Annotated in this window: 22 protein-coding genes and 1 tRNA gene; 20 read left to right on the forward strand and 3 right to left on the reverse strand. The window is 47.8% G+C overall.

What is annotated here, in order from left to right:
* Positions 1 to 3: 3 nt before the first annotated feature.
* From hisJ to AB3N00_RS27620, 11 genes are all read left to right on the forward strand, one after another.
* Entirely contained in the window at positions 4 to 828 is an 825-nt protein-coding gene (gene hisJ, locus AB3N00_RS27570; protein WP_413037384.1) for a histidinol-phosphatase HisJ, read from the forward strand.
* A gap of 82 nt (positions 829 to 910) precedes the next feature.
* Positions 911 to 1858, forward strand: a complete 948-nt coding sequence (locus AB3N00_RS27575) for a ribose-phosphate diphosphokinase (RefSeq protein WP_175394315.1) — start codon at positions 911 to 913, stop codon at positions 1856 to 1858.
* A gap of 258 nt (positions 1859 to 2116) precedes the next feature.
* Complete coding sequence (locus AB3N00_RS27580; protein ID WP_413037385.1) at positions 2117 to 4366, forward strand: helix-turn-helix domain-containing protein; 2250 nt, start codon at positions 2117 to 2119, stop codon at positions 4364 to 4366.
* A gap of 462 nt (positions 4367 to 4828) precedes the next feature.
* Positions 4829 to 6433 (forward strand): extracellular solute-binding protein, encoded by a 1605-nt coding sequence (locus tag AB3N00_RS27585; protein WP_413037386.1) that lies wholly within the window; start codon positions 4829 to 4831, stop codon positions 6431 to 6433.
* A 127-nt stretch (positions 6434 to 6560) separates the two neighbouring features.
* Positions 6561 to 7445, forward strand: a complete 885-nt coding sequence (locus tag AB3N00_RS27590; protein WP_413037387.1) for an ABC transporter permease — start codon at positions 6561 to 6563, stop codon at positions 7443 to 7445.
* A 68-nt stretch (positions 7446 to 7513) separates the two neighbouring features.
* Positions 7514 to 8386 carry a carbohydrate ABC transporter permease gene (locus AB3N00_RS27595; RefSeq protein WP_413037388.1) on the forward strand — a complete coding sequence of 291 codons (873 nt, stop codon included), beginning with the start codon at positions 7514 to 7516 and terminating at the stop codon, positions 8384 to 8386.
* A 62-nt stretch (positions 8387 to 8448) separates the two neighbouring features.
* Complete coding sequence (locus tag AB3N00_RS27600) at positions 8449 to 9408, forward strand: sugar phosphate isomerase/epimerase family protein (RefSeq protein ID WP_413037389.1); 960 nt, start codon at positions 8449 to 8451, stop codon at positions 9406 to 9408.
* A gap of 99 nt (positions 9409 to 9507) precedes the next feature.
* Entirely contained in the window at positions 9508 to 11265 is a 1758-nt protein-coding gene (locus AB3N00_RS27605; protein WP_413037390.1) for a hypothetical protein, read from the forward strand.
* 200 nt (positions 11266 to 11465) lie between these two features.
* Positions 11466 to 13199: a tetratricopeptide repeat protein gene (locus AB3N00_RS27610; RefSeq protein WP_413037391.1), complete on the forward strand. Its 1734-nt coding sequence runs from the start codon at positions 11466 to 11468 to the stop codon at positions 13197 to 13199.
* A 209-nt stretch (positions 13200 to 13408) separates the two neighbouring features.
* Positions 13409 to 14368 (forward strand): thioredoxin-disulfide reductase, encoded by a 960-nt coding sequence (gene trxB / locus AB3N00_RS27615; protein ID WP_175394322.1) that lies wholly within the window; start codon positions 13409 to 13411, stop codon positions 14366 to 14368.
* Positions 14369 to 14529: 161 nt separating this feature from the next.
* Positions 14530 to 15561, forward strand: a complete 1032-nt coding sequence (locus AB3N00_RS27620; RefSeq protein WP_413037465.1) for an AI-2E family transporter — start codon at positions 14530 to 14532, stop codon at positions 15559 to 15561.
* 31 nt (positions 15562 to 15592) lie between these two features.
* Here AB3N00_RS27620 and AB3N00_RS27625 read toward each other — a convergent pair whose 3' ends face one another.
* Complete coding sequence (locus AB3N00_RS27625) at positions 15593 to 16015, reverse strand: ATP-binding cassette domain-containing protein (protein WP_413037392.1); 423 nt, start codon at positions 16013 to 16015, stop codon at positions 15593 to 15595.
* Positions 16016 to 16377: 362 nt separating this feature from the next.
* On the opposite strand from AB3N00_RS27625, the gene AB3N00_RS27630 reads away from it, so the two are divergent.
* From AB3N00_RS27630 to AB3N00_RS27660, 7 genes are all read left to right on the forward strand, one after another.
* A complete protein-coding gene (locus tag AB3N00_RS27630; RefSeq protein ID WP_095293009.1) occupies positions 16378 to 17328 on the forward strand; it encodes an ROK family glucokinase in 951 nt (316 codons plus the stop codon).
* A gap of 50 nt (positions 17329 to 17378) precedes the next feature.
* Positions 17379 to 18278, forward strand: a complete 900-nt coding sequence (rapZ, locus tag AB3N00_RS27635) for an RNase adapter RapZ (RefSeq protein WP_053782949.1) — start codon at positions 17379 to 17381, stop codon at positions 18276 to 18278.
* A gap of 13 nt (positions 18279 to 18291) precedes the next feature.
* A complete protein-coding gene (locus AB3N00_RS27640) occupies positions 18292 to 19278 on the forward strand; it encodes a gluconeogenesis factor YvcK family protein (RefSeq protein WP_175394328.1) in 987 nt (328 codons plus the stop codon).
* A 6-nt stretch (positions 19279 to 19284) separates the two neighbouring features.
* The gene (whiA, locus tag AB3N00_RS27645) at positions 19285 to 20223 is read left to right on the forward strand and encodes a DNA-binding protein WhiA (protein ID WP_095293015.1); all 939 of its coding nucleotides are present in this window, start codon (positions 19285 to 19287) and stop codon (positions 20221 to 20223) included.
* A gap of 136 nt (positions 20224 to 20359) precedes the next feature.
* Positions 20360 to 20629: an HPr family phosphocarrier protein gene (locus tag AB3N00_RS27650; RefSeq protein WP_056695263.1), complete on the forward strand. Its 270-nt coding sequence runs from the start codon at positions 20360 to 20362 to the stop codon at positions 20627 to 20629.
* 147 nt (positions 20630 to 20776) lie between these two features.
* Entirely contained in the window at positions 20777 to 21532 is a 756-nt protein-coding gene (locus tag AB3N00_RS27655; RefSeq protein WP_413037393.1) for an SIMPL domain-containing protein, read from the forward strand.
* Between the two features lie 309 nt (positions 21533 to 21841).
* Positions 21842 to 22939 carry a PdaC/SigV domain-containing protein gene (locus tag AB3N00_RS27660; RefSeq protein ID WP_413037394.1) on the forward strand — a complete coding sequence of 366 codons (1098 nt, stop codon included), beginning with the start codon at positions 21842 to 21844 and terminating at the stop codon, positions 22937 to 22939.
* Between the two features lie 186 nt (positions 22940 to 23125).
* Here AB3N00_RS27660 and clpP read toward each other — a convergent pair whose 3' ends face one another.
* Together clpP and AB3N00_RS27670 are read right to left on the reverse strand one after the other, a co-directional pair.
* The gene (gene clpP / locus AB3N00_RS27665) at positions 23126 to 23722 is read right to left on the reverse strand and encodes an ATP-dependent Clp endopeptidase proteolytic subunit ClpP (RefSeq protein WP_413037395.1); all 597 of its coding nucleotides are present in this window, start codon (positions 23720 to 23722) and stop codon (positions 23126 to 23128) included.
* Positions 23723 to 23898: 176 nt separating this feature from the next.
* Positions 23899 to 23973, reverse strand: a tRNA-Arg gene (locus AB3N00_RS27670).
* Positions 23974 to 24413: 440 nt separating this feature from the next.
* Here AB3N00_RS27670 and AB3N00_RS27675 point away from each other — a divergent pair.
* Together AB3N00_RS27675 and gap are read left to right on the forward strand one after the other, a co-directional pair.
* On the forward strand, positions 24414 to 25439 hold the full coding sequence (locus AB3N00_RS27675; protein WP_175394332.1) for a sugar-binding transcriptional regulator: 1026 nt from the start codon (positions 24414 to 24416) through the stop codon (positions 25437 to 25439).
* A 106-nt stretch (positions 25440 to 25545) separates the two neighbouring features.
* On the forward strand, positions 25546 to 26553 hold the full coding sequence (gene gap / locus AB3N00_RS27680; RefSeq protein WP_175394333.1) for a type I glyceraldehyde-3-phosphate dehydrogenase: 1008 nt from the start codon (positions 25546 to 25548) through the stop codon (positions 26551 to 26553).
* Positions 26554 to 26668: the final 115 nt, after the last annotated feature.

Below are 26668 nucleotides of genomic sequence, written 5' to 3' on the forward strand. Positions count from 1 at the left end.
CCAGTGCGCATAGATTATCACACACACCATGAGCGCTGCGGTCATGCCGTGGGCAAGCTGGAGGCTTATGTGCAGCGGGGCGTGGAGATTGGACTGTCCCAGATTGGGCTGTCTGATCACATGCCTTTGCTGCATGTAGACCCGGCCAGTTATTATCCCGAAATGGCGATGCCTATGGACGAGCTGCCTCGATATGTGGAGGAGTGTTTCTCCCTGAAAGAGCGGTATCGCGGACAGATTGATGTACGTGTTGGTCTGGAGGGGGATTACATCGAAGGCTGGGAGAACGAAATCCGGTCAATCATTGAGCGTTATCCATGGGACTATGTCATCGGTTCGGTTCATTTTCTCGGGGAATGGGATATTACCGACTTCCGCCAGACCCATCACTGGGAAGGCAAAGATGTTCTGGAAGTATACCGTCAATATTATGATGCCGTATGTAAAGCAGCTGCAACAGGCATGTACGATATTATGGGTCACACAGACGTCATCAAGCGGTTTGGTTTCTCTCCATCACCAGAGCAGACGGAAGAGCGCATAGCATTGGAAGATGCTGCTTTGCAAGCCATAGCCAAGAGCGGCTGCGCCATGGAGCTTAATGCGTCTGGATTATCGAAGCCATGCGCTGAGATGTTCCCTGGCCGCCGGATGCTCACAGAGGCCATTAAGCTGGGGATTCCTCTCACACTTGGTTCCGATGCACACGATCCACTGAAACTGGGTGAACATTTGCCTGAAGCCGAAAAACTCCTACATGAGCTGGGCTGTACGGAGGTTGCTGTTTTTGAAAGCCGTCGTCGCTCGTTCGTTCCTTTAAATGTATAAGACAGTGGGGTATAATAAGGTTAGGAAATAACCTTGTACAATAAGGGATTATATAGGGACATTAACCCTCGGGAGGGGCATTATGCAACAGTCGTTACGTATTTTTTCCGGTTCATCGAACCCCAAGCTGGCAGAGCAGGTATGTGATAAGCTGGGTGTACAGTTGGGCAAGATCAAGCTGTCCCGGTTCAAGAGCGGAGAAATATACGTTCATTACGAAGAAACCATCCGTAACTGTGATGTGTTTCTGGTACAGTCACTGTCTCATCCAATTAATGAGCTGTTTGTTGAGCTGCTCGTTATGATTGATGCGGCCAAAAGGGCTTCTGCCCGCACAGTAAACATTATTGTTCCCTATTACGGATATGCCCGTCAGGAGCGTAAGTCTGCACCGCGTGAGCCGATCTCGGCCAAAATGGTGGCGGATGTCTTAACCACAGCCGGCGCAAACCGGGTAGTGACGATCGATCTGCATGCGGCAGCGATTCAGGGCTTCTTCAATATTCCTGTCGATCATATGACATCGCTTGATCTGATTAGTGAATACCTGCTCAGTAAAGGTATCGAAAATCCGGTGGTTGTATCCCCGGATGCAGGACGGGCTTCCATGGCGGAGAAGCTGGCGAATCGATTGGACTCCCCTTTTGCCATTATGATCAAAAAGCGTCCGAGCCACAACGAATCCATCATTACACATGTGATCGGAGATGTAGAAGGACGGACACCGATTATCATTGAAGATTTGATTGATACCGGAACAACGATTTTGAATGTTGTTGAAGGATTAAAGGAACGCGGTTCCAAAAATGTATATGTATGTGCAACACACGGTCTGTTCTCGGATGGTGCGCTGAGCAAGCTTAATCATCCATCCATTGCCGAGGTTGTTGTAACAGATTCCATTGCGCTGCCGGATGACCATCCGGAGTGTTTCAAAGTACTGCCTGTTGCCCCGATGCTGGCACGAGCGGTTCGCATTATTGTGGATGGCGGTTCCATGGCTACACTGTTTAAGGATTCGGGCATCTAAGCATGTTCATCCAGATTGGCTGGTCCGTGTTTGAGTAGTTAGCTGCTCAGCACGGTTTTTTTGTTTTTGTACCTGAATCCATTGTTGCTGTAATTCCTTACTTGGCTGTTCTGAAGCTTGTGCTATAATAACATCAAATTGTATCTATCGGAGTTTTCGAGAGTGTGCCAACCCCAGAGGGATGACAGCATATAATGTGATGAACAGTAGAACCACGGCTGATGTATATTGGCATGGTGGAGTGAGGAGTGGGGTCTATTGTCCCGTACTTGGTATTATCGGTTACTTTTTTCGTATTTTCCTATTTTTTTCCTTACCGTGACCATACTCATTTTTATCGCTTTTGTTTTCATTAATGACATCTCCAGGGAGGAAACGAGAAAGGCAGACCGTATCTCCTCCAGTTATCTGGCGGACAGCCTGGACCGCACTATTCGCGATATTGAACTGTCGGTAACAGAGGCGGTACAGAGTGAACAGGCGTATAAGCTCTATTTTAATAATCAAGGACAGCCAAGCAAGGATACGGTGTATACCATTGCTCAGAGTTTGCGGGAATTAACGAATTCCTCCTCGTGGATTCAATCCATATATTTATATGACAAGAAAAATGATAGCGCTTTAACGTCAAGCGGTTCAAGGGAAATAGACAGCTTTGCAGATCGGGAATGGATCAATCAAATTAGGTCTGGCTCTCTCACGCCGGGTTGGCAGCCTATTAGGGTATACGATGTTGAATCGGTTCAGCGTACCCCTATCCGTGTGCTCACGGTTAACAAGGACATGCCCCTGCCTTTTGGCACCGATGGTGTGCTCGTTATTAATATCAAAATGAGCAGTATTGAGCAGAGTATCGACAGCATGGTCAATGGACAGCTTTCCTTCATGACCGTCCTGGATCAAAAGGGTGAGACTGTATATAATGCGCATTCAGACAGTGATGGTGCTGAGGGAGGAAAACAATTAAATACTCTTTACCTCGAAAGACTTGGATGGACGCTCCATAGTGGCATTAAGGAGGGGAATTTGTTTGGCTGGGTATCGGTAATTTCCTACGTGTGGGTGTTCATCGCAGCCCTTACCGTCGTCTGCGCCATCATTTATATTGTCTATATTACACGTCGCAACTATAAACCCATTCAGATCATTATGAACCGAATTGAGGCCCATCAGATTAGGGCATTGGAGCAATCAGGCTCACGTGTTGATGAAATGAAGTTGATTGATGGTGTGCTGGAAAACCTGATCAACCACATGATGGATTATGACGAGAAAAGCAGGGAAAATGCGCTGCTGCAGCGCAGCAAGCTGTTCAACGATCTACTGCAAGGCGAGCATTTGGATCGTGCCACAGAACGATTAAAGGAGCTTTCCCCGTTAACAGACGTTGATCAATCATCATGTTTCACCGTTGTATTGGGCGAAATCAATCGTTATGAGAAGGGGTTCCAGGAACGATATACGCGAGGCGAGCAAAATACGTTAAAATTCGCACTCATGAACGTTCTGCAGGAACTTACACGCAATACGGGAATGCAATGCTGGATGGAATGGGTGAGTGCGGATCGAATTGCAATACTTTTTCAGTCCACAACTCATGGTGAAGATATGACAGAACAGATTCGTACAGTAGCGGAAGAATTCAGGTCCTGGGTGGAACAAAATCTCCGCATCTCCCTCAGCTTCGGGATCGGGCCAATTGCTGAGGGAATAAGAGCGATCCGGGAATCGTATACAGCTGCCGAAGCCGTAATGCAGCGCAAGCTTCTGATGAATGGCGATGTGGTTCTGGCCGGGTCTGGTGAAACATCGCAGCAATTGCTGGAAACCTACACGTATTTGCAGATGATAGCTGACTTTGTGAAGCGATTTCGAATGTCGAGCGGCCAGTGGCGGGATCAACTGGAGGAGATTTTCACGGCGTTTGAGCGTAACATGCTCCCCGATGACGATATACTCTCCTTAATCGAGGCCATGCTGCAGATGCTTCGCCGGGAAGTTGCGATGATGTCGGAGGAATTACAGGAGACATTATCAGAAGATAACTTGAACAAGTGGTTAAAAACGATGGAAGAGGCCGAGACCCTGGGGGATGTTAAAGCCATCCTGTTCGATGACCTGACCGATCTGTTCAGAACCTATGTATCCGTAACCGAAACGAAGAGTTATAGGGCACTGGTCAATGAGATGAAAACGTATATTGAAGAACAATTTGCGAATCCGGATCTTTCGCTGAAGCATCTGAGTGATCGGTTCCAGATATCGGGCAAACATGCCAGTTATTTGTTCAAAACCGAGTTTAACATGAAGTTTGTAGACTTCGTAACTGAGCTGCGGATGAAGGAAGTCGAGCGGCTTCTTATCAATACCGATTTTTCACTGCAGGACATTGCCTTGAAGGTCGGATACGCCAATGGGATTACGCTTGGGCGTGTATTCAAGCGGGTGGCAGGTATTACGCCAGGCGATTATCGCCGATTAAAGCGGGAGCATCCGGCGGACGAATAATGAAGAGAAAGAGATAAATAGATAAAGCTCTTATCTTATTACATCAGATATGCACAGGGCGGAATTCGTGCAGGCGCTCTCCGCCGGGAGAGCGTCATGCAGGGATTCCGTCCTTTTGCTGTTCGTACGAACCGGTAATTCTGACGAGGGCTTATTACTTTGGCTGAAGAATCCTGATTATTCCCGTTTGTTGCACGATCACGAATATAGGCAGTGTGTGAAAATGGTTTATTGTGGTCCGAATGCAGGTCAGTTGGGCTGGGACAGTGCCAAGTAGGGATGGCTGCTCGCATTGGACAAGGGAGCAATGAAAATAGTCAGTATACGAAAATCGTCGCTCGGGATAAACCATTATCCTTATGTAAGCGTTTACGAAACGAGTTTGTTGCCAATGTCAGGAGAGGTATGGAATACTCTGGGCAGGATTTAACCATTCACACAAGGGCAAAGGAGATGACACAAATGACAGGAAAAGCAACCAAAGGGAGTCTAAAGAAATGGGTAGGACTAGCGCTTACGATGGTAATGGGAGTTTCCTTGCTGGCTGGCTGTTCATCCGCATCGGAACAAGGCGGGGCAGACGGCAATGCTTCAGGCAATGGCGAGCGTGTCACCTTGAAAGTGGAAGTGTTTGATCGTGGTAACAGTCCTTCACCTTACACCATTACGAACAACTACTTATCGAAACTGGTGCAGGAGAAATTCGGTGACCCGAATAATATTGATGTACAATTCGTACCGATTCAGCGTTCGGAAGAAGTGACGAAGCTAAATGTTCTGATGGCCAGCAATACCGATGTTCCCGATATTGTTTTTGTATATGATTCAAGTGTTTTCTATCGCTATGCCCAGCAGGGTGGTCTGACGGATGTCGGAGAACTGCTGGATCAATATGGACCGAACCTGAAGAAATTCCTGGGCGAGGATACATTAAAGTTTGGACAGCTGGAAGGCCAGCAGTTTGCTATTCCAGGTAAACGTGCGATTACAGGCCGATACAGCTCGTACATTCGCAAGGATTGGCTGGATAAACTGGGGCTGCCACTCCCTACAACGACAGATGAGCTGTATACAACGTTGAAAGCGTTTAAAGAGAAGGACCCGGGTCAACTTGGCAGCAAAAACATTCCAATGGGAATGGCACTGGCTCCAGCTCAATTTGAAACGTTGATCTATTCTTTTATCAAGCCGGTTAGTGGTGATCTGACATATGCTCAGCGCTTTGAGCTGCCTCTGCACGAGGGCTTCAAGGATGCCATGAAGTTCTTGAATAAGCTGTACAACGAAGGCTTGATCAGCAAAGACTTCAGTCTCGATGAAGATAAAACCCAACTGGCTAAGGATGTACAGAACGGTAATATCGGCTATTGGTCTGAAGACGTCGATGCCATCTTCTATGCGGACGGAACCTTGGACAATCTGCGCAAAAATGTGGAGGGCAGCAACCTGGTTCCGGTCGATGCATATACCAACCCCAATGTAGACAACAAACATATTAAATCCCGTTACGGATCTAACGGCATGTACATTATGATTCCGAAGAGCAGCAAACGTGCTGTGGAAGCAATCAAATATCTGGATTGGATGGCCTCTGATAATAATCTGGTGGATATCCTCAATGGCGTGGAAGGCGAGAACTACGAACTGGTTGATGGCATTCCGGTTGTCAAAGAGGATGCTTCGCAGGAAGCCAAGGATCGTCTTTTCAATGCAGGGGATACGGCCATCATCTCGAACGGCAAAAATGTGGGCGACCAGGCCATGAATGAAAAAGCTTGGGTCATGGGATTCCCGCAGAACAATCAGGAAATGTTGAAGCAGTCCATTGATATCGCCAATACGGACACGGTAGGACCGATCATTTTCGATAAGCCAATAGAGGCAGAAATGAAATACGGTACGGCACTCAAAGATAAACTCAATGTCATTATTGTCAAAACAGCGATGGCGAAGCCGGAAGAATTCGAAGCGGTGTATGAGCGGGAAATGAGTGATTACATGTCACTTGGCGGCGAAGCGCTGAAGAAAGAACTTGAGCAGGCGGTTCAGGAGCTTGCTGCCAAATAAGTGCCTTACAACAACGAGTGATACAACGTACTGAAGTTACCGCATAATTTCTGAAGGGACGTGTGCCGTCAACTTAGGCGGCACTGCGTATCCTCGCGGATTGGAGGAGAACGACTTGACCCCATACTTGAAGAGGTATTGGCAATTGTACGCATTGATTTCCCTGCCCCTAATTTACTTCGTGATCTTTCGCTATGGACCGATGTACGGTGTACAGATCGCCTTTAAGGATTTCAACCTGTTTCAGGGCATTAGCGGCAGTGAGTGGATCGGTTTTGATGCTTTTCGCGAGGTATTCGCGATGCGGGATTTCTATACCACCCTGCGCAATACCTTTATGCTCAATTTCCTTGATCTGATCGTATCGTTTCCTGCTCCGATTATTTTGGCAATCATGCTTTATGAAATTCGGTTTAAATGGTTCAAAAAATTGTCTCAGACCATTCTGTACATCCCTCACTTCATTTCATGGGTGATTATCGGGGGAATCGTATACCAGCTGTTCGGTAACCAATCAGGTATGGTGAACGGTGTGCTGGAGAGCATGGGGCTGAACCCCATTCCATTTTTGACGGAGAAAAATCCATGGCTTGTAACCTACCTGTTTACCGGGGTCTGGCAAAGCGCTGGGTGGGGAACCATCCTGTATCTTGCTGCACTGACCGGCGTGAACAAGGAACTGTTCGAAGCAGCTGAGATTGATGGAGCAACGCGTCTTAAAAAGATCTGGCATATTACCTTGCCAAGCATCAAGCCGACGATTGTAACCTTGCTGATTCTTAATCTGGGGCACATGGTCACGATTGGATTTGATCGCCCTTATATTATCGGGAACACAGCGGTGCGTGAATATTCAGATGTACTCAGCACCTTCGTATACCGGATGGGTCTGGAATCCGGACAATACACATTGGCAACTGTGGTCGGACTGTTTCAGGCGGTTGTAGGTCTTATTTTCGTGCTAGGCTCCAATTTTATTTCGAAAAAGGTAACGGGTGAAGGGATTTTGTAGAGCAAGAGAACGTACAAAGGACAACAACCTGCTTTTCTGTAGATCATCAGTAAAGGAGTTGTGCGCATATGAGTGAACGCACCTCAAACCGGATTTTTGATATCGTTAATGTCTCCTTTATAACCTTGTTTGTCGTGTTCTGTCTGGCTCCTTTCCTGCACACGATTGCGATATCATTCAGCTCCAACCGTGCAATCACATCTGGAGAAGTGACCTTGTTTCCTAAGGAGTTCAATTGGGATGCATACGTCAAGGTGTTTTCCGACCAATCCATGCTTTATTCACTTGGTTACACTACGCTGTTGACGATTGCGACTACGGTGCTATGCATGGTGTTTACCATTGCTGCCGCATACCCGCTGACCAAGAAAAAGATGAAGGGCCGCAAGCTCTTTATGTATGTAATCATCATTACGATGTTCTTCAGCGGAGGCATCATTCCGGAGTATCTGCTGATTCGTGATCTGCACTTGCTGAATTCGGTATGGGCGCTGATTTTGCCGGGACTGGTCAGTCCGTTTAACCTGATTATCCTGATCTCCTTCTTCAATGGCATTCCGGAGAGTCTGGAGGAGTCGGCAGAGATTGATGGCAGCTCGCACATCCATACATTGTTTAAAATCATACTTCCACTCTCGATGCCGGTGATGGCTACCTTGTCTCTCTTCTATGCGGTGGGCCGCTGGAATGGATTCCAGGATTCCCTGATGTATATTAATGATCCGCAGCTGTATCCGCTGCAGCTCAAGCTGTTCCAAATGGTACAGAACAACATGGTGAGTGAACTGACCCAGATGGAGGGTGCGAACCGTGCGCCGCTCACACCGGAAAGCCTTAAGGCTGCCACCGTAATTTTTGCTACAGTACCGATTCTGCTCGTCTATCCATGGCTGCAGAAATATTTCGTTAGTGGTGCCATGCTTGGGGCAGTAAAAGGTTGATTTATATCCATAACAAACACATGTGAGGAAGGTTGCATCAGAGAAAGGAAGAGTGAGCTCGTATGCAGCAAAAGGACAAGGGTGAATATTCGTTCTCAACCTGTTGGAACATTAAGCGTCACCAGGCTGGCGAGGCCATGATCCGAGAAATTCACGAGCTTGGCTTCCGCCGTGTTGAACTTAACTACAATGTAACGAAGGAAATGCTAAGATCCATCGAACCGATGATTGAGCGCGGGAAGATTGGCATTTCCAGTGTTCACAATACGTTTCCTCATGTCCCGGATCCGGATTATGGTACAGATTCCGTATTACTCGGATTCGAGGACGAAACGAAGCGTCAAAAGGCTATCCAGCTGCTTGTCGGTTCTGCTGAATATGCCCATCGGTACGGTGCTGAAGCTGTTGTTGTACACCCCGGTGAGGTCCCCATTCCTGAGGAGATCAGCAAGGAGCTTGGACAGCTGTATAACGACGAGGGGAGAGATTCTTCAAAGTATCGCAGCAAATGGGAGGAATTCATGGAACGGCGGCAGGAACTCAGCTCCGGCTACGTACAGCAGATCATCCACAGTCTGGATGAAGTATGCAATCAGGCAGCTGCTAAAGGTCTGAATGTCCAATTCGGTATCGAGACCCGCTCCAGACCTCAGCAGATTCCTACGCTGGCTGAGGCCAAGACCATTATTAAGGCTCTTCGGGGAGCTCCGATTGGCATCTGGTATGATACCGGGCATGCCATCATGATGGATCGCCTGGGTCTCTACGACAGCGTGGGTGAGATGCAAGGGCTGATGGATGATATCGTAGGCGTTCATATCCATGAGACGCTTGGCCTTTCAGATCACTGGTGCCCTTATGTGCACAGTCAAGATATGCATTTCTACGATGCCTACCTGCCCATGATCCGCCGAGCAAGGGTCAAGGTGTATGAACTGAAATCGGCCTGCACACCAGAAGAAATTCATGAAAGTCATGAACTGCTGATGAAGAAGATGGATGCGGCAGGGGAGGGAATATGATGTTGGAAGCAGACCGCGCGCTGGATGAGTGCGCTGCGGCTGTTTCTTTGGCGATCGAGCCTAGCCACGCCCAACTACTCAGTTTGGAGGGAACTGCACATGTACAAACAACTGGTGGACAGCAATGACAAGGCGGTGGAGAGAGGCCTGTCCCGGCAGGTGCTTGATCCGAATAGCCGGTACTACGGGGGAACAATTGATCCTTATACAGGTATCGCCTGGGTCAATCATACGACCGGAACACCTACGGATATGTGTTACTGGGGGGCAGCGCTTGCCAATCCAGACTCTATCTATTATCGGAATGAGGAGTTATTAGACCGTCTTCTTCTGGCAACGGAGTTTGTGCTCCGTAATCAGCATGAAGATGGCTCCATATCTCCGGGATGGACCAACTATCACTCTCCGCCGGACACGGCATTTGTCGTTGTGGGATATGCCCAGCTGTATCAGCTGCTTCAGCAGCAGGCATGGGAGAAACTGCAGCCTGTGCTGGACAACATGCGGCTGTTCCTGGAGCGAACCGTCCCAGTCATGCTAACGGGAGGGTGTCATACTCCGAACCATCGCTGGGTGTTATGTGCGGCACTCGGCTTCCTGTATCAGCTGTTTGGCCTGGAGGAAGCTGTGAAGCGTGCAGAGCAGTGGCTGGCGGAAGGATTGGATATTACCCCGGACGGGGAGTGGACTGAACGGAGCAATGGCATCTATAACGCGGTCAGCGACATCATGTTAATCCATGCGGCTCGTTTGCTGAATCGGCCTGAACTTCTTGAGCCGGTTAGACTCAATTTGCGCATGATGGTGTATCTAGTACATCCTACAGGCGAGATTGTTACGGATTACTCGGGTCGTCAGGATCTGGGTAGTTTTCATGATCTGTCTCCTTATTACCTGCCTTATGCCATTCTTGCCCGGGTGGACAATGATCCGCTCTTTGCCGGCATGGCGAATTGGGCGGGTAATTCATTGACAGACCCCGGTGTCTGTTCAGTGAATGCGCTCATCCGGTTATTACTGGAGCCGGAGTTGCAGCAGGCATGCGAGGTGGAGGATGAGCTGCCTGAGAAATATGAGATCATGCTGAACGAACACTTTACGCGAGCCGGCTACTTACAGCAGATGGCTTCGGCAGGCCATCATGGACACATCTCTCATAGCCGGATGCATACAGACTTTGGTGCACCTGTTGCACGTATCCGCTCTCAAAATATAAGCGTGACGATCATGACGGAAGTACCTTCCTTTTTTGCCCTTAGACATGGTGCGGTACGTCTGCTGGCTGTTCAGCTCGCCTCCTATTTCAACCCAGGCTATGTGCCGATGCAGGAGATGACCCGAATGCCCGCAGGCGCAGGGTACCGTCTGACTGGCGAGCAGAAAAAAGGCTATTATGCTCCAATTCCCGCAAATCAGCTCCCTGAGACAGTGCGGACTGCCACCAGTCCGTGGTATGTTTTGCCTCATCAGAACCGAGAACTTACCCATGAACAGACATTCCTCACAAAGGCGGAGGTTGTACCGACGGAGAAGGGTTGGAGACTGGACCTGTCAGGCGCCGAGCCAGAGGAGATCATGATGCAGTTGTCCTTTGTATTCGGAGATGAGGGAGAGCTGTCCTCTGGCGAATTACTGGAGACGGATGGAGGACATTATCTATGGAAGGGCGGAACGCTCCGTTATTCCTGCGGGGAAGACTGGATTGAGCTGACCGGAGGAGAGATGGGGCATCTGACTGCAACGGTACGCGAGGCGAAGCTGCCGGATAAGTGCAAGGTTGTACTGGTCAACTTCATGACCCCGTTTCGAAAGACGATAAATATTACACTTTCACCGACGATGGCCATGAAGTTATGAATCGGGGTGTACCACCATTTTCAAAATAAAGAGTCCATATTACATAAAAGATGCCATTTCATCCGAAAAGGAGGCCCGAATGGCATCTTTTTTTGTGCAATTTTTGCATAAAGCTCTTGAAACTACATGTTGAGAAGACAGCCTTCAGATGTGGTATACTGGAGAGTATGAATGAAAGCAAAGAGGAGGTGCCTTGGAAGATGAAGGGCAAGCTAGTGCGGGCAGAGGGACACCTTGCCAATATTATACCGATTCACTTGGATGCATCTTTCTTTTTCGAGAGAGCTGTCCGCTCGCTGGACCGTAATCATGTTGACAAGGCATTAAAATATTTTCGTAAAGCTGTTGAATATGAACCGGAGAACCCGGTGAATCATTGCAATATGGCGGGTATATTATCTGAGAAGGGAGATTACGAAGCTTCCAATGCCGTTCTGGCGCATGTGCTGGATGTGGTAGATGCGTCCATGACGGAATGTTATTTCTATATGGCGAACAATTATGCGAATATGGATCGGTTTGAGGAAGCGGAGCAGGCACTTGTTACGTATTTGGAGGAGGACCCCCAAGGGCAGTTCATGACGGAAGCCGAAGAAATGATGGAACTTCTGTATTATGAGCTGGATCGGCCGGCCAAACTGAACCGGATCAAATCCCGCAAAGGTGTGGTTGAGCATGATCAGGCGAGAGAACTCCTTGAAGAAGGGAAATTCGCACAGGCGGCCGAGCTTCTGGAAGGCATGTCACCTGACTATCCTGACTATTTGGCAGCCCGGAACAATCTTGCCCTTGCCTACTACTATATGGGGCTGTTCCCGAAGGCGAGAGAGACGATTGCAGAGGTGTTGGAGCAGGAGCCAGGGAATTTGCATGCCCTGTGTAATCTCGCGATCTTTCACCAGAATGAGAATCGGGCCGATCAAGTGCTGCTTTTAATTAAAAAACTGCGTGTCATCGTGCCTTTCCAGCAGGAGCAAGTGTATAAACTGGCCACCACGATGGGGATTCTTGGTCAGCACGATTCAGCCTATGTCCATTTCCGCCGACTGCTGAAGGATGAAGAGACGGCAGCCGATCCGGCGCTAGCTCATTATGCGGCTGTGGCAGCTTATAATACGGAGCGCTACGATGTTGCTGAGCGGCTATGGCGTCACGTGTCCAAGCTTGATCCGGGGTCAGAGGTGTCCAAGTTCTATCTGTCCGGTCTTGATGCGGTTCGGCAAGGGGAACTGGAGCCAGAGAAGCTTAGCTATCACTACCATCTGCCGTTTGACGAACAGTTCAGACAATGGGAGAACTACGGCAGTGGCATACCGGAAGAGATGAAAAATGACCCGCTCATCCGTTCATCGTTCTTCTGGGCGCTGCGCCATGGAGATCGTGCGACCAAGCTTCAGGTCATTCATGCTCTGGCGATGATCGGCGATTATGAAGTACAGCAGGCACTGCAATCTTTTATCCAGGAGCCTGATGAAGATCAGGATCTGGTCGCTGCTGCTGAGTCCGTATTGAACGGACTTCATATGAAAGAGCAGGATCAGCGCAAGTCCCATGATCAGCAACCGGTATCTGGAGCGGCTGTAAAACCATTTCAGAAGGTCCAGTCGAGCACAGAACATGCCAAGTCTGAAACCACTTCGCACTGGCAAGCTGTAGTCGAACGTGCTCTACAGATGACTGAAGCAAAAGCGGAGTTACAACAGGAAATGGAGCGGATCTGGACGGACTATGTATCCAGAGTGCATCCTGAAGTGCCAGGTACCAAACAAATTGAAGGCTGGGCTGCGGGACTGGAATATTTGGCTGCCAAAATTCACAGTCGTCCCGTTACCTATCAAAGCATAGCGGAACGATACGGCATATCGGCTTCAACCGTTAGCAAATATGCGCGGCAAATTGTTCGGGTATGTGGAAGCATCCCGCCAACAGTATAGTTTATTCTGGAATGCCATGTGCCATGTTCCTAGTTGGCCGTATAGATTAGCGATACCATGCGCTTAGAGACAGTTTGAGAAAGATCGGAATTTCATGAAGGATACAATTGCCTGCAAAACGGGTAAACTTAACGAATAGGCTTCGTCATATCACTCTAGAAGTTTTCCAGTCAACACACTCTCAACCTTATCAAGGAGGCTGTATCTATATGTCTAAATACAGAACGATTGTGATCGGAACCGGACCTGCAGGTTTGACAGCAGCAATATACCTGGCTCGTGCCAACCTGAACCCGTTGGTTATCGAAGGTCTTCAACCCGGAGGCCAGCTGACAACAACCACGGAGGTTGAAAACTTCCCAGGTTTCCCGCAGGGCATTATGGGTCCGGAATTAATGGACAACATGCGGAAGCAAGCGGAGCGTTTTGGAGCGGAATTCAAGAATGGCTGGGTGGAGGAAGTGGACTTCAGCAAGCCGCCATTCAAGGTGAAAGTCGGAGGCATTGGTGAACTAGAGGCTGAATCGATTATTATCTCTACTGGTGCTTCTGCCCGTTATCTCGGTATTCCGGGAGAGCAGGAGAACGTTGGTCGCGGCGTAAGTACATGCGCAACATGTGACGGGTTCTTTTTCCGCGGCAAGAAGATCATCGTAGTGGGTGGTGGCGATTCCGCGATGGAGGAAGCCAGCTTCCTGACCCGTTTTGCAACAGATGTTACGCTGGTTCACCGCCGGGACGAATTGCGGGCATCGAAGATCATGCAGGATCGGGCGCGCAGCAATGAGAAGGTGAAATGGGCTCTGAACCGGACACCGCTCGAAGTTGTACCTGAAGCACTTGGAGTCAAAGGACTGAAGGTGCGCAATAACGAGACAGGCCAAGAGGAACTGCTGGAAGCGGACGGTGTATTTGTTGCCATCGGTCACACGCCTAACACCGGGTTCCTGGGCAATCAGATTGCTCTGGACGATCACGGATACATCGTGGTGAAACCGGGAACAACCGAGACGAACATTCCGGGTGTATTCGCCTGCGGTGACGTTCAGGATACGAAATATCGCCAAGCCATTACGGCTGCAGGGTCTGGTTGTATGGCAGCAATGGACTGTGAGAAGTTCCTTGAAGGCAGCATTGTCCATGATTGGAGCGAAACACTGGATAAGTAAGCATGACCATGGCACTGTGATGCATAAACTGTAAATAAGAGACAACGGGAAGTCTCATCAAGTGAGAGAAGCCGGGAGGCTTCTCTTTTTTTGAAACCAAGTGGGCATGAGATCGTATACATAATGGGCATATTAGCTGCGAGGTGAAGATTTTGGGGGAAATGATAAAAGAGTGGTTACAGAGTGCAACAGTCAGACGCTTTTTGATTCTGCTGTTGTTTTGTTTGGTCCTATTCAGCATGGGGAGTATGCTGCATATGATCCTGCTGCTATTTCTGGTGACGTATGTCATGAATCGATTGCAGCAGTTTATTACGGGCAAATTAAATCGGCTATTTCCGATCAATTATAAAGTCGTCGTCATACTGCTCTATCTGATCGTGATTGCAGCCATCGTGCTGGGCATATCGAGATATTCACCGAGAATCGTCAATCAGGTTATCCAGTTAACCAATGAGATCATGACATTTTTTGATACTGCAGAGGGGGATAATCTGGCAGCCAAAGTGGCCAGCTTCCTTCAATCCTATGACATCAAGAACTATGCAAACGATGCGCTGAAATATATTTTTGCTCTGAGTAAGTGGTTGGAATTTATTCTGCTGGTCATTATTCTCAGTTTGTTCTTCCTGCTGCAGAAGCGGGAAATCGTCAAATTCACATCCAAGTTCAAAACAAGCAAGATTGGCTGGTTCTACAATGAAGTAGCATACCTCGGGGACAAATTCGTATCGTCTTTCGGTAAAGTCATTGAAGCACAGCTGCTGATCGCCGTATTCAATACAGCCTTGACCATTCTGGGCCTATGGATACTGGGATTCCCTTATTTGTTCGCTCTGACGATTCTCGTCTTCCTGCTCAGCCTTGTACCGGTAGCGGGAGTCATTATTTCACTGGTGCCACTGTGCCTGATCGGCTACCAGATGGGCGGAATACAGCTGAGCATTATCGTCATCGTCATGATTGTTATCATTCATGCACTGGAAACGTACTTCCTTAATCCAAAACTGATGGCACACAAAACCAAGCTGCCGATGTTCTACACGTTTATCGTACTCATTCTGTCTCAGCATTTCCTGGGGATCTGGGGATTGATTATCGGTATACCGATTTTTGTCTTCCTGCTCGATATCCTGGATGTGAACAAGATGGAGAAGACCGAAGAACCCGTACGTGTAGAAACCAAGCTATGACGATTGAGGCACAACACATGATTTAGTGGCTTTATAGCTTTAAAAAAGACAAAACGCCTCCCTTGATGGGAAGGCGTTTTTTGCTGTACATGGACCAGAGGCGGCATTTACGTGTATGTAGTTCGAGCGGGGCAGGGTAATAGCTGCGCACCATTCGGATAACCTCCCGTACAGTAAGACCATCCATAACACTCACATCCTGAAGCATGACACCGATTCGCTCGCGGACTTGTTTATGGTCTGGTGACATTCCCAGAACAGTCACCTTGCCCGAGGAGGGACTGGACAGACCGAGCATCATTTTCATGGTTGTTGTTTTGCCTGCACCGTTTGGGCCGAGGATGGCAACAATGGAACCACGGTTAATCTTCAGGGAGAGGTTGTTGACGGCCAGCTTGCTGCCGAACCGCTTGTTGACCTGTTCAAGCTGTATAATCGTTGAATTCAAGTTCATATGTATTCACGTCCCTTGTCTGTTCTCTAAGATAATTTCATCTTACCGAACGAACTGCGACGGGATTAGTAAGAGTTGTCATGACTTCCAGGTGACAACTGTCATCTTTTACGCATGGAACGAGTGATCATGAAATATCATGAGTTGAGGCTTCCCTTTCTACCAGGGAAGCTTGGAAGCCTGCGTTTTAATAGAAGACAGGAGAGGTTGTATACGGATTCATGATGTTGATGTGATGTTGTTCACAATCGCGGCGAAGCGTTCTGTATCAATGGTCTTATCGTCTTGACCCAGGCGTATCCTTCAATTATAGTTGGTACGTAGGATTAAACTATTTTAGATAGATAAAGGTGGCTTGCGGCATGTCTGAGAAAATCTACGTTGGGGTCGATCTCGGCGGAACAGCAATCAAGGTCGGTATATGCAATGAACAAGGTCAGCTTATGCATACGTATGAAGGACCGACAGAAGTGGATAAGGGCGTAGACACGGTCATCGCCAACATCGAGAAGTATGTCCGTCATATCGTTGCCGAATCGCCGTACAGCTGGGAACAGCTTGAAGGTGTAGGGGCTGGGGTGGCCGGGTTCACGAATGTACGCGAGGGAATTATCGTTCTCGCTCCTAACATCGGATTTCGGAATGTAGCCATTCGTTCCATACTGGAAGAACGTCTGGGCAAGCCCGTCAAAATAGATAACGATGCTAACGTTGCTGCGCTGGGTGAAGCTTGGGCTGGTGCCGGTAAGGGCGTGGACAACTGTGTATGCTACACGCTGGGCACAGGTGTTGGCGGAGGTTTGATACTGAATGGCAAGATATATCAGGGATTCTCGGGTATGGCGGGAGAACTTGGGCATGTCAGCGTTGTACCTGATCTGGAAGCCATCCAGTGTGGTTGTGGTAAAATGGGATGTGTCGAAACGGTATCATCTGCAACGGGCATTATCCGTATGGCAAAAGATGCGGTAGAACGCGGCGATCATACGTCACTGGCGCTCGTGGACAAAATTGCAGCCAAGGAAGTATTCGATGCAGCCAAAGCTGGCGATGAAGTTGCCCTGCGCATTGTAAATCGTGCGGCATTTTATCTGGGTAAATCGATGGCAGCTGTCGCTGCAGTCATGAATCCGGAAATGTTCATTATCGGGGGCGGTGTATCCAAAGCCGGTAATATTCTGTTTGATGAGGTGCGTGCTGTATTTGCGAAGCTGACACCAGAACCGCTGCAGGAGGGTGTTCAGATTCTGGAAGCCACTCTGGGTAACGATGCAGGAATTGTTGGCGCGGCAGGACTTCTCTTGCGTTCTTAGTAACCTCGGACCATATGATTAGGCAGCAATATGATAAGGAGGGGACATTTATGCTTGAAGGTGAAGTTTCACCGGGCACAGGCGCCACGCTCATTATCATTACGGGCATGTCCGGAGCAGGCAAAACGATTGCGGTACAGAGCCTGGAAGATCTCGGCTTTTTCTGCGTGGATAATCTGCCACCGGTGTTGATTCCGAAGTTTGCAGAACTGATTGAACAATCGAACGGCAAAATTGGTAAGGTAGCCCTCGTAATTGACCTGCGGGGACGGGAATTCTTTACGGCTTTGTCCGAGTCTTTGAACTATATAAAAGATCATTTTACCATTCATTGCGAAATTTTATTCCTGGATGCGACCGATTCCGTCCTTGTGCAGCGCTACAAGGAGAGCAGACGCAGACATCCACTGGCTCCTGAGGGCATGCCGCTTGACGGCATCCGTCTGGAGCGCAAGATGCTGGAAGAACTCAAGAATTCGGCCACCCAGGTATTGAACACAAGTACGATGAAGCCGGCACAACTGAAAGAGCGAATTATCTCCCGTTTTTCTCATTTGGAAAGTCATATGCTGTCGGTGAATATCACGTCGTTCGGATTTAAATACGGGATTCCGATTGATGCAGATCTGGTGTTTGATGTTCGTTTCCTGCCTAATCCGCATTATATTGAACATTTACGTCCGAATACGGGGCAAAATAGTGATGTATATGAATATGTCATGAAATGGCCCGAAACGCAGGCGTTTTTGACTAAACTGCTGGATATGCTGCACTTCCTGATTCCGCAATACCGGAAGGAAGGCAAGAGTCAGGTTATTATTGGGATTGGATGTACCGGAGGCAAGCATCGTTCTGTAGCCATATCAGAATATTTGGGCAAAATGTTGGGAAGTAGCGAAACAGAAGCTGTTACCGTGAGCCATCGCGACGCTGACCGTGATCGTCATTGAAGAGGGTGAAGGGATGAAAGAAGCCGGACCACGAAGAGAACGTCCGAGAATTGTTGTAATGGGCGGCGGAACCGGGTTATCCGTGATGCTGCGCGGTTTGAAAGAGAAGCCGCTGGACATCACGGCCATCGTCACGGTTGCAGATGACGGTGGAAGTTCAGGCATCCTGCGCAGTGAACTGCAAATGCCGCCTCCGGGCGACATCCGTAACGTGCTTACGGCGCTGGCTGATGTAGAGCCATTGCTTTCGGATATGCTCAATTATCGTTTTAATACAGGCGCGGGGCTTGCAGGCCACAGCCTGGGCAATCTCATTTTGGCTGCAATGACGGATATTTCAGGCGACTTCGTAACCGCAGTGCGGGAACTTAGCCGCGTGTTTGCCGTTCGCGGTGAGGTATTACCGGCAGCAGGGCAGGCGGTTGTGCTGCATGCGGAGATGGAGGATGGATCGATCATTACAGGCGAGTCCAAAATCCCTGAAGCAGGCGGGCGCATCAAACGTGTTTTCCTTGAACCGGATCACGTGGAGCCGTTGCCAGAGGCCGTGGAAGCCATTCGTCAGGCAGATGCGATCCTGATTGGGCCAGGAAGCTTATATACGAGCATTCTGCCTAATTTGCTGGTACCTAAACTGGCAGAGGCTGTCGTTGAAGCAGAAGCTGTAAAGATGTTTATTTGTAATGTGATGACACAGCCAGGAGAGACGGATAACTACACGGTAAGTGATCACCTCAAGGCGGTTCACGAGCATGTGGGGCACCAGCTCTTCGACTATGTTATCGTTAATAATGGTGATATTCCGCTGCAAGTGCAGAATAAGTATGCGGAAAAAGGAGCCAAACCGGTTGTTCTGGATATGGATGTACTCAAGAGTTCCGGCTATCAAGTGGTTGCGGATACGCTTGTTTTGTTTAAAACCTATCTGCGTCATGATGCCGATAAGCTAAGTCACCACATCTACCAGCTGGTACAAAATTGGATGTTACGGAAGAGGTGAAGTCCCATGTCGTTTGCAGCACAGACCAAAAAAGAATTAACCATGATTGAGAGCGAACCGTGCTGCGAAAAGGCGGAACTTTCAGCCCTCATCCGTATGCTTGGTGCGGTGCAGTTATCGAATAAAAAAGTCATCTTGGATATTTCGACGGAGAATGCCGCGATCGCAAGGCGGGCATACTCTCTGCTTAAAAAGCATTTTCAAGTGCATACGGAATTGCTAGTCCGCAAAAAAATGCGGCTGAAAAAGAACAATGTATATATTGTTCGTATTCCGTCCATGGTACAGGAGATATTAAAGGATCTGTACATTGTATCGGAAGGCTTTTTGTTTACTCCAGGAATTAATCAGGAGCTGTTACGGAAAAACTGTTGTAAGCGGGCATATCTTCGCGGTGCATTCATGGCGGGTGGCTCGGTCAACAATCCGGAAGGTTCCTCATATCATCTGGAAATTGCATCCATGTATGAAGAGCACTGTCAGGCCCTCGTGGATCTGGCCAATGAATTTCATCTTAATGCCCGGTGTATAGAACGTAAAAAAGGATTCATCCTATACATTAAGGAAGGCGAGAAAATTATTGAATTGCTCAGCATCATTGGTGCACATCAGGCCCTGTTCAAGTTCGAGGATGTACGGATTATGCGCGATATGCGTAATTCCGTCAACCGGATCGTTAACTGCGAGACGGCCAATCTGAACAAGACGATCGGGGCTGCCGTGAGACAGATCGACAATATCAAGTTGCTGCAAAAGGAAGTGGGATTGGAGTCACTGCCGGAGAAGCTGCGTGAAGTGGCCGAGGTTAGGCTGGCCCATCCTGACATTAATCTGAAGGAAGTTGGCGAGCTCTTGAAGGGCACCGTCAGCAAATCAGGTGTTAACCATCGGCTTCGCAAGATTGACGAACTGGCCGAAAAAGTGCGAAATGAGCGTCACGGTTAACGGATTTTACACGGAGGTAAATAATCAGAAAAGATCTGGTTTTTTTCTTCTAGTGTCCTGTACGGGTTAATGGTATAATGTTATAAATATAATTGTGTATTTAATGTCTAGATTTCATAATAGGGGGTAAGTTTCCATGACAAAGCACCCGGTAGTTGTCCGTTTGAAAACGGGTCTCCATGCCAGACCTGCGGCACTGTTCGTTCAAGAAGCGAATAAGTACTCATCTGAAGTGTTCGTCGAGAAGGACGACAAAAAAGTTAATGCAAAAAGTATCATGGGGATCATGAGCCTTGCAATCAGTACTGGTACGGAAATCCACATTAGTGCTGAAGGCGCGGACGCCGAACAGGCTGTAAACGCTTTAGTAAGTCTGGTGAGCAAGGAAGAACTTGAAAACCAATAAGATATGATTACCATTACATGAAGAAGTCCCGCAAGGGGCTTTTTTGCGTTTCCGGGATAGTCAAGTGCAACATTTTGGAATAAGCCTCGTCTGTTAAGTATCAAACCGCTTTGAATTTGAGATGTTAGACATAAGGAGGCTAAGGTAATGGGTAAACAATGGATGAAGCCGCTTGGTGCGGTGTTGGTTGCAGGTACATTGCTTGTTGGTGGAACAGCGTGGGTGGCACCGGGGAATTATGCCTACGCTGCTGAAGTGCAAGGGGTACAGCAGAACGTGATTAATGTGGTGGGCAAAGGCGAAATCCAGGTGAAACCTGATATCGCTTATCTGTCGATCGGTGTGAATAGTACTGCGGAGACTGCTGCTTCTGCTCAAAAAGCAAATGCCGCCAAAATTCAAAAGGTGTCCAACCTGCTGAAAAATACGTGGAAAATCAGTGCGGACGATATTCAGACCAGTCAGTTCTATGTGCAGCCAAACTACACGTATAACGATAAGGAAGGTCAAAAAATTAAAGGGTACACTGCTCATCACACATTGACCATAACGTATCGCGACATGGACAAGATCGGTGAATTGCTGGATGCCGCTTCGGGCGCAGGGGCCAACAATATTGAAAGTGTACGCTTTACGGTAGAAAATCCGGAAAACTTCGAAGCACAAGTGATCGAAAAAGCGGTAGCCAATGCAGATGTGAAAGCAGGTGCGATTGCCAAAGCTGTTAAGCGTCAATTGGGTGCTGTGCTGTCGGTGAGCCAAGGCGACGCCAATGTCCCTGTGTTCTATGCAACTGAAAGTTCAATGGTCAAAGATATGGCAGAGTCTGCTGCAGGTACAGAAATTGAAACAGGTCAGGTAAAAGTCAGCACTACGCTGAATATCACGTATGAAATGAAATAAAACATCAATCAATTCATGCAAAGGCTTTGTCCGGCGGACAGGGTCTTTTTTTATTATAAAGTGGAGATTTTCAAGAAGTAGACATTAGTGCGCTTACTCCATGGCAAGTAAGCTGCAGATTGATGTCTTTTTTGTATAATTGTTCGTGACAAAACCTTTACCAATGGGATCAGGATCGGACAACATTGTAACTGGTGCTGTAAACCTTTCCTGAATTGGGTTAATTATAATAGAGAGGTGAGCGTATGAGATATGCGATCAGAATACATACGCTATGAACCCCAGGCGAATTTGAGAGGAGTTTTATATATGACATCATGGAAAAAGTGGACAAGTGCATTGCTCGCAGCAGGAATTATTGTAGGTAGTGGAGCGGTATGGCAGGATAACTCCGTGCAGGCAGCCTCGGTAACATCCAAAGTAACGGCATCTACAGACGTGACATTGAAGTCAGCAGGCAAAACCCTTACACAAAAAGGGCTTCTGCTAGGTGGATCAACGTGGGTATCCCTCACAGCTGTTAAGGATGTGGCTGGTGGAACACTAACATATAACGCAAAAACAAAAGAGTACGCACTGACTGCAGCGAACAACACGATGAGAATCAGTCTGGCTGATGGCGAGCCGACATTAAGAGTGAACAATTATTATCCCAACGTTGAAGCGAAGTTGATCAAGGGACGCCTGTACATTCCTTTTTCCGCAATGAGAGATTATTTGGGAGTTCAAGGCAGTTGGAATGGTAAAACCAAAACACTCGCACTCAGCAAAGTGGAACAAAACAGCGTGAAAGTGAAAGCAGCGACAGTAAAAGTCAGCATCAAAAATGCTGAAGTGGATATTCAGTACCCGCAGGTAAGCGGACTCGCTAGTGATGAAGCCGAAGCGGCAATCAACAAAGTGTTGAAAGACGAAGTGGATACATTTGTGGCTGATTTCAAAAAGCAGACTGCAGAATATGGGTCCGCAACCGCAGACCGCCCATACGCATTTGAGAGCACTTATGTGGTGACCTATAACGAAAATGGTGTCCTGGGACTGGTTACTCAACGTTACGAGGATTATGCCGGAGCGCATGGTATGACGACAAGAACAGGTCACACCTTTGCGCTGGATACTGGTAAAGAACTGAGCCTGGATGATGTACTGCAAAACAACAAGTCGATGCGTGAGACGCTTGGCAAAAAAGTAGGCGAACAGCTTAAGGCTCGCGGTGGTTACCTCGAAGGTTATAACGGATTGAACAAAGATCAGGACTTCTATGTAACACCAACAGGCGTCGTGGTATTCTTCCAATTGTATGAATACACCGCTTATGCAGAGGGTTTCCCGGAGTTCCCGTTCACCTACAAAGAGCTGCTTCCTAAAGGTACAGAGCCATTCAGTGGTGTGACATCAGAGAAATAATCTCAGATTAGCGTATTTGCAGACCTTATATGGCCGAATATGAGTTAATGATCAACGGAATTATCTTTATTAAATAAAAAGAGCGCCCCTCGTCATGTTCGTGACAAGGGGCGCTTCTTCATATGTCCAGGTCAATCAGGTTTTGCTGATTGTCTGTCCATCTCTTCCGTAAATATCCGCTTCGGCTTAGATGCCTTGGGAGCCTACGTTTTCGATAACTTTATCAATGATACCGTAATCTGCAGCTTCAGCAGCACTCATGAAGTAGTCACGGTCTGTATCTTTCTCGATACGCTCCAGGGGTTGACCTGTACGCTCAGCAATGATGCGATTCAAGGTATCACGCATTTTCAGGATGCGGCGGGCACGGATTTCGATATCCGAAGCCTGACCTTGAGCTCCGCCCAGCGGCTGGTGAATCATGATTTCACTGTTCGGCAGGGCAAAACGTTTGCCTTTTGCACCAGCGTTCAACAGGAATGCACCCATGGAAGCTGCCATACCTACACAGATGGTAGATACATCAGGTTTGATAAATTGCATTGTATCGTAAATGGCCATACCGGCTGTAATCGATCCGCCTGGGCTGTTGATGTATAGATGAATGTCTTTCTCCGGATCTTCCGCAGCGAGGAACAACATCTGTGCCATGATGGCATTCGCAACAACGTCATTTACATCGCTGCCTAGGAAGATGATACGATCCTTCAGCAATCTGGAATAGATGTCATAGGCGCGCTCACCGCGGTTGCTCTGTTCAACGACCATAGGAATATAACTCACGTGAAAAACCTCCTCGGAAATGTTCATGGAATAGTGTATCTATTTAAACTGTTACCGTATTACCCACATCATAAACAATTTCAAACAAAAAGTCAAAGAAAGTCAAACTAACTTTGAAAAAAAAGAAACCTTTACGGTTCCATTGGTTAAAAGGGTTATGAGCTGCTAATCAAGAATGGCGCGCCCGCCAAGAATCGAACTTGGATCTCAGGCTTCGGAGGCCTACGTCATATCCATTGGACCACGGGCGCACATTTATGTGACAGCAATAATGATTATAGCTCATGAGATGCTGAATTGCAAGAGGGTGATCATGCTTATGGTTTGGATTGGTCCGAATTTGATCATGATGATGAAGAATGGATAAAGAGAGCATTTAAGTAAATGCTAAGAAAGATTTTGGACAGGCTGCATGAAGCTTGTTCATCAAGACTTCAGAAGCGATATATAGATGGAATTTTCGGTTTTCTTCTATATATGGTAGGTATGAGGGCCGCCTCGTCGTGAAAGTTGAAGATTGTGAAAATAAGCGCGTACAATGGGCCCAAAACGTTGTGAAATAAGGCTTTTGAAACACTTGCATGTCGCGTCAGTTTTAGGTAGAATAGACGTGGGACTTAAAAAGTTAACCCGGGACATTTTAGGGCCATGAAAGAAAGCTTGGAACGAGAAGCTTGCGGGAGTGGAAAGCATGCGAACGATTTTAGAAGTGCAAAAGCAGCTTCTGCCTGATCTCATGGATGTCTTGAAGAAGAGGTATACGATTCTGCACCAAATCATGTTATCGGATGTGATCGGGCGGAGAACGTTAGCCAATTCCATGCAGATGACCGAGCGGGTTCTGAGGGCTGAGACCGATTTGTTAAAGGCTCAGGGACTTATTGAAATTGACAGTGCAGGAATGAAGATCAGTGAGGCTGGGCATGATTTGCTGCAGCAGTTAGAGCCCGTGGCCAAAGAGCTGTTCGGATTATCCGAGCTGGAAGAACGCATCAAGCAAGCCTACGGTCTGCAAAAGGTAGTTGTCGTTCCCGGCGATTCGGACATTTCTCCATTTGCCAAACGGGAACTGGGTAAGGCCGGAGCGAAGGCTCTTGGTCAAGTGATGAATGATAACGACGTTGTTGCCGTTACTGGCGGTTCAACAACAGCAGAAGTAGCAGAGCAGCTGACTCCGCCAACATCGCTAAAAGGTGTCTGGTTCGTACCGGCACGCGGTGGATTGGGAGAAAGCCTCGAGATTCAGGCCAATACGATTGCGTCGACAATGGCAAAACGGGTAGGAGCGCAATACAAACTCCTGCATGTGCCGGATTTGCTGAGTGATCATGCCTATGAATCGTTAATTCAGGACCCTAGTGTCCAGGAGATTCTTCAGCTGATCAGACAGTCACGAATCGTGATTCACGGGATCGGTGATGCCGTGGAGATGGCGCGAAGACGCAAACTTGCAACGGAGATCGTAGAAGAGCTTCAAGAGCAAGGTGCCGTATCTGAATCCTTCGGTTATTATTTTAACGATCAGGGTGAAGTGGTACATACCATGCTCACTCTGGGCATGCGACTTCAGGATATTGAACGGACCGATGTAGTGATCGGGATTGCGGGCGGCAAAAGCAAAGCGGCTGCCATTCATTCCGTACTGCGATTCGGACAGGAGGATATTCTGATTATTGATGAGGCTGCTGCCGAAGTCATCGTTGCCGAAATGGAATAGGTTTTGTTTTACCACAACTCTTGTTGTCTTGACGGACTTCACCGTCTGTCTTGAATATATAAGCTTCATAAAAAAAATTAAATCAAAACTTGGGAGGAACTTACTCATGATTAAAGTAGGTATTAACGGTTTTGGACGTATTGGTCGCTTGGCATTCCGCCGCATTCAAAATGTAGAGGGCATTGAAGTAGTAGCAATCAACGACTTGACTGACGCTAAAATGCTGGCTCATTTGCTTAAATATGATACAACTCAAGGTCGCTTCGATGGCGATGTTGAAGTACACGATGGCTTCTTCAAAGTGAACGGCAAAGAAGTTAAAGTACTCGCTAACCGTAACCCAGAAGAACTTCCTTGGGGCGACCTGGGCGTAGACATCGTTCTGGAATGTACTGGTTTCTTCACAACTAAAGAAGCAGCTGAGAAACACTTGAAAGGCGGAGCTAAGAAAGTTGTTATTTCCGCACCAGCTACTGGCGACATGAAAACCATCGTTTACAACGTAAACCATGAAATCCTCGACGGTACTGAAACTGTAATCTCCGGCGCATCTTGCACAACAAACTGCCTGGCTCCTATGGCTAAAACACTGCAAGACAAATTCGGAATCGTTCAAGGTTTGATGACTACAATTCACGCTTACACTGGCGACCAAAACACATTGGATGCTCCACACCCTAAAGGTGACTTCCGTCGTGCTCGCGCAGCGGCTGAAAACATCATCCCTAACACAACTGGTGCTGCTAAAGCAATCGGTTTGGTTATCCCTGAACTGCAAGGTAAACTCGACGGTGCAGCTCAACGTGTACCAGTAGCTACTGGTTCCCTGACTGAGCTCGTAACTGTTCTTGGACAAAAAGTAACTGCTGAAGAAGTTAACGCAGCAATGAAAGAAGCTTCCGATCCACAAACTTTCGGATACACTGAAGACGAAATCGTATCTTCCGATATCCAAGGTATCACTTTCGGTTCCCTGTTTGATGCAACTCAAACTAAAGTTCTGACTGTGGGCGACCAACAACTGGTTAAAACTGTAGCTTGGTATGACAACGAAATGTCCTACACTGCTCAACTGGTTCGCACTTTGGAGCACTTTGCAAAAATGATCAAGTAATATCTGCAATAACATAGAGCGGAAACAGATGCTATTGTTTCCGCTCTTTATCTATCAACCTTTTGCAAATTTCTCAAAAACACCAGGACTGACAGGGGATTTGGGCCCTTGATTG

The sequence above is a fragment of the Paenibacillus xylanilyticus genome, from assembly GCF_047246825.1.
Lineage (GTDB): Bacteria > Bacillota > Bacilli > Paenibacillales > Paenibacillaceae > Paenibacillus > Paenibacillus xylanilyticus_B.

Coding starts and splice junctions, on each gene's coding strand:
- AB3N00_RS27605 (WP_413037390.1), top strand. CDS start 9,508: ATGTACAAACAACTGGTGGACAGCAATGACAAGGCGGTGGAGAGAGGC.
- AB3N00_RS27575 (WP_175394315.1), top strand. CDS start 911: ATGCAACAGTCGTTACGTATTTTTTCCGGTTCATCGAACCCCAAGCTG.
- gap (WP_175394333.1), top strand. CDS start 25,546: ATGATTAAAGTAGGTATTAACGGTTTTGGACGTATTGGTCGCTTGGCA.
- AB3N00_RS27650 (WP_056695263.1), top strand. CDS start 20,360: ATGACAAAGCACCCGGTAGTTGTCCGTTTGAAAACGGGTCTCCATGCC.
- AB3N00_RS27630 (WP_095293009.1), top strand. CDS start 16,378: ATGTCTGAGAAAATCTACGTTGGGGTCGATCTCGGCGGAACAGCAATC.
- AB3N00_RS27675 (WP_175394332.1), top strand. CDS start 24,414: ATGCGAACGATTTTAGAAGTGCAAAAGCAGCTTCTGCCTGATCTCATG.
- trxB (WP_175394322.1), top strand. CDS start 13,409: ATGTCTAAATACAGAACGATTGTGATCGGAACCGGACCTGCAGGTTTG.
- AB3N00_RS27620 (WP_413037465.1), top strand. CDS start 14,530: ATGATAAAAGAGTGGTTACAGAGTGCAACAGTCAGACGCTTTTTGATT.
- AB3N00_RS27660 (WP_413037394.1), top strand. CDS start 21,842: ATGACATCATGGAAAAAGTGGACAAGTGCATTGCTCGCAGCAGGAATT.
- whiA (WP_095293015.1), top strand. CDS start 19,285: ATGTCGTTTGCAGCACAGACCAAAAAAGAATTAACCATGATTGAGAGC.
- AB3N00_RS27600 (WP_413037389.1), top strand. CDS start 8,449: ATGCAGCAAAAGGACAAGGGTGAATATTCGTTCTCAACCTGTTGGAAC.
- AB3N00_RS27585 (WP_413037386.1), top strand. CDS start 4,829: ATGACAGGAAAAGCAACCAAAGGGAGTCTAAAGAAATGGGTAGGACTA.
- AB3N00_RS27610 (WP_413037391.1), top strand. CDS start 11,466: ATGAAGGGCAAGCTAGTGCGGGCAGAGGGACACCTTGCCAATATTATA.
- AB3N00_RS27625 (WP_413037392.1), bottom strand. CDS start 16,015: ATGAACTTGAATTCAACGATTATACAGCTTGAACAGGTCAACAAGCGG.
- AB3N00_RS27655 (WP_413037393.1), top strand. CDS start 20,777: ATGGGTAAACAATGGATGAAGCCGCTTGGTGCGGTGTTGGTTGCAGGT.
- rapZ (WP_053782949.1), top strand. CDS start 17,379: ATGCTTGAAGGTGAAGTTTCACCGGGCACAGGCGCCACGCTCATTATC.
- AB3N00_RS27640 (WP_175394328.1), top strand. CDS start 18,292: ATGAAAGAAGCCGGACCACGAAGAGAACGTCCGAGAATTGTTGTAATG.
- AB3N00_RS27595 (WP_413037388.1), top strand. CDS start 7,514: ATGAGTGAACGCACCTCAAACCGGATTTTTGATATCGTTAATGTCTCC.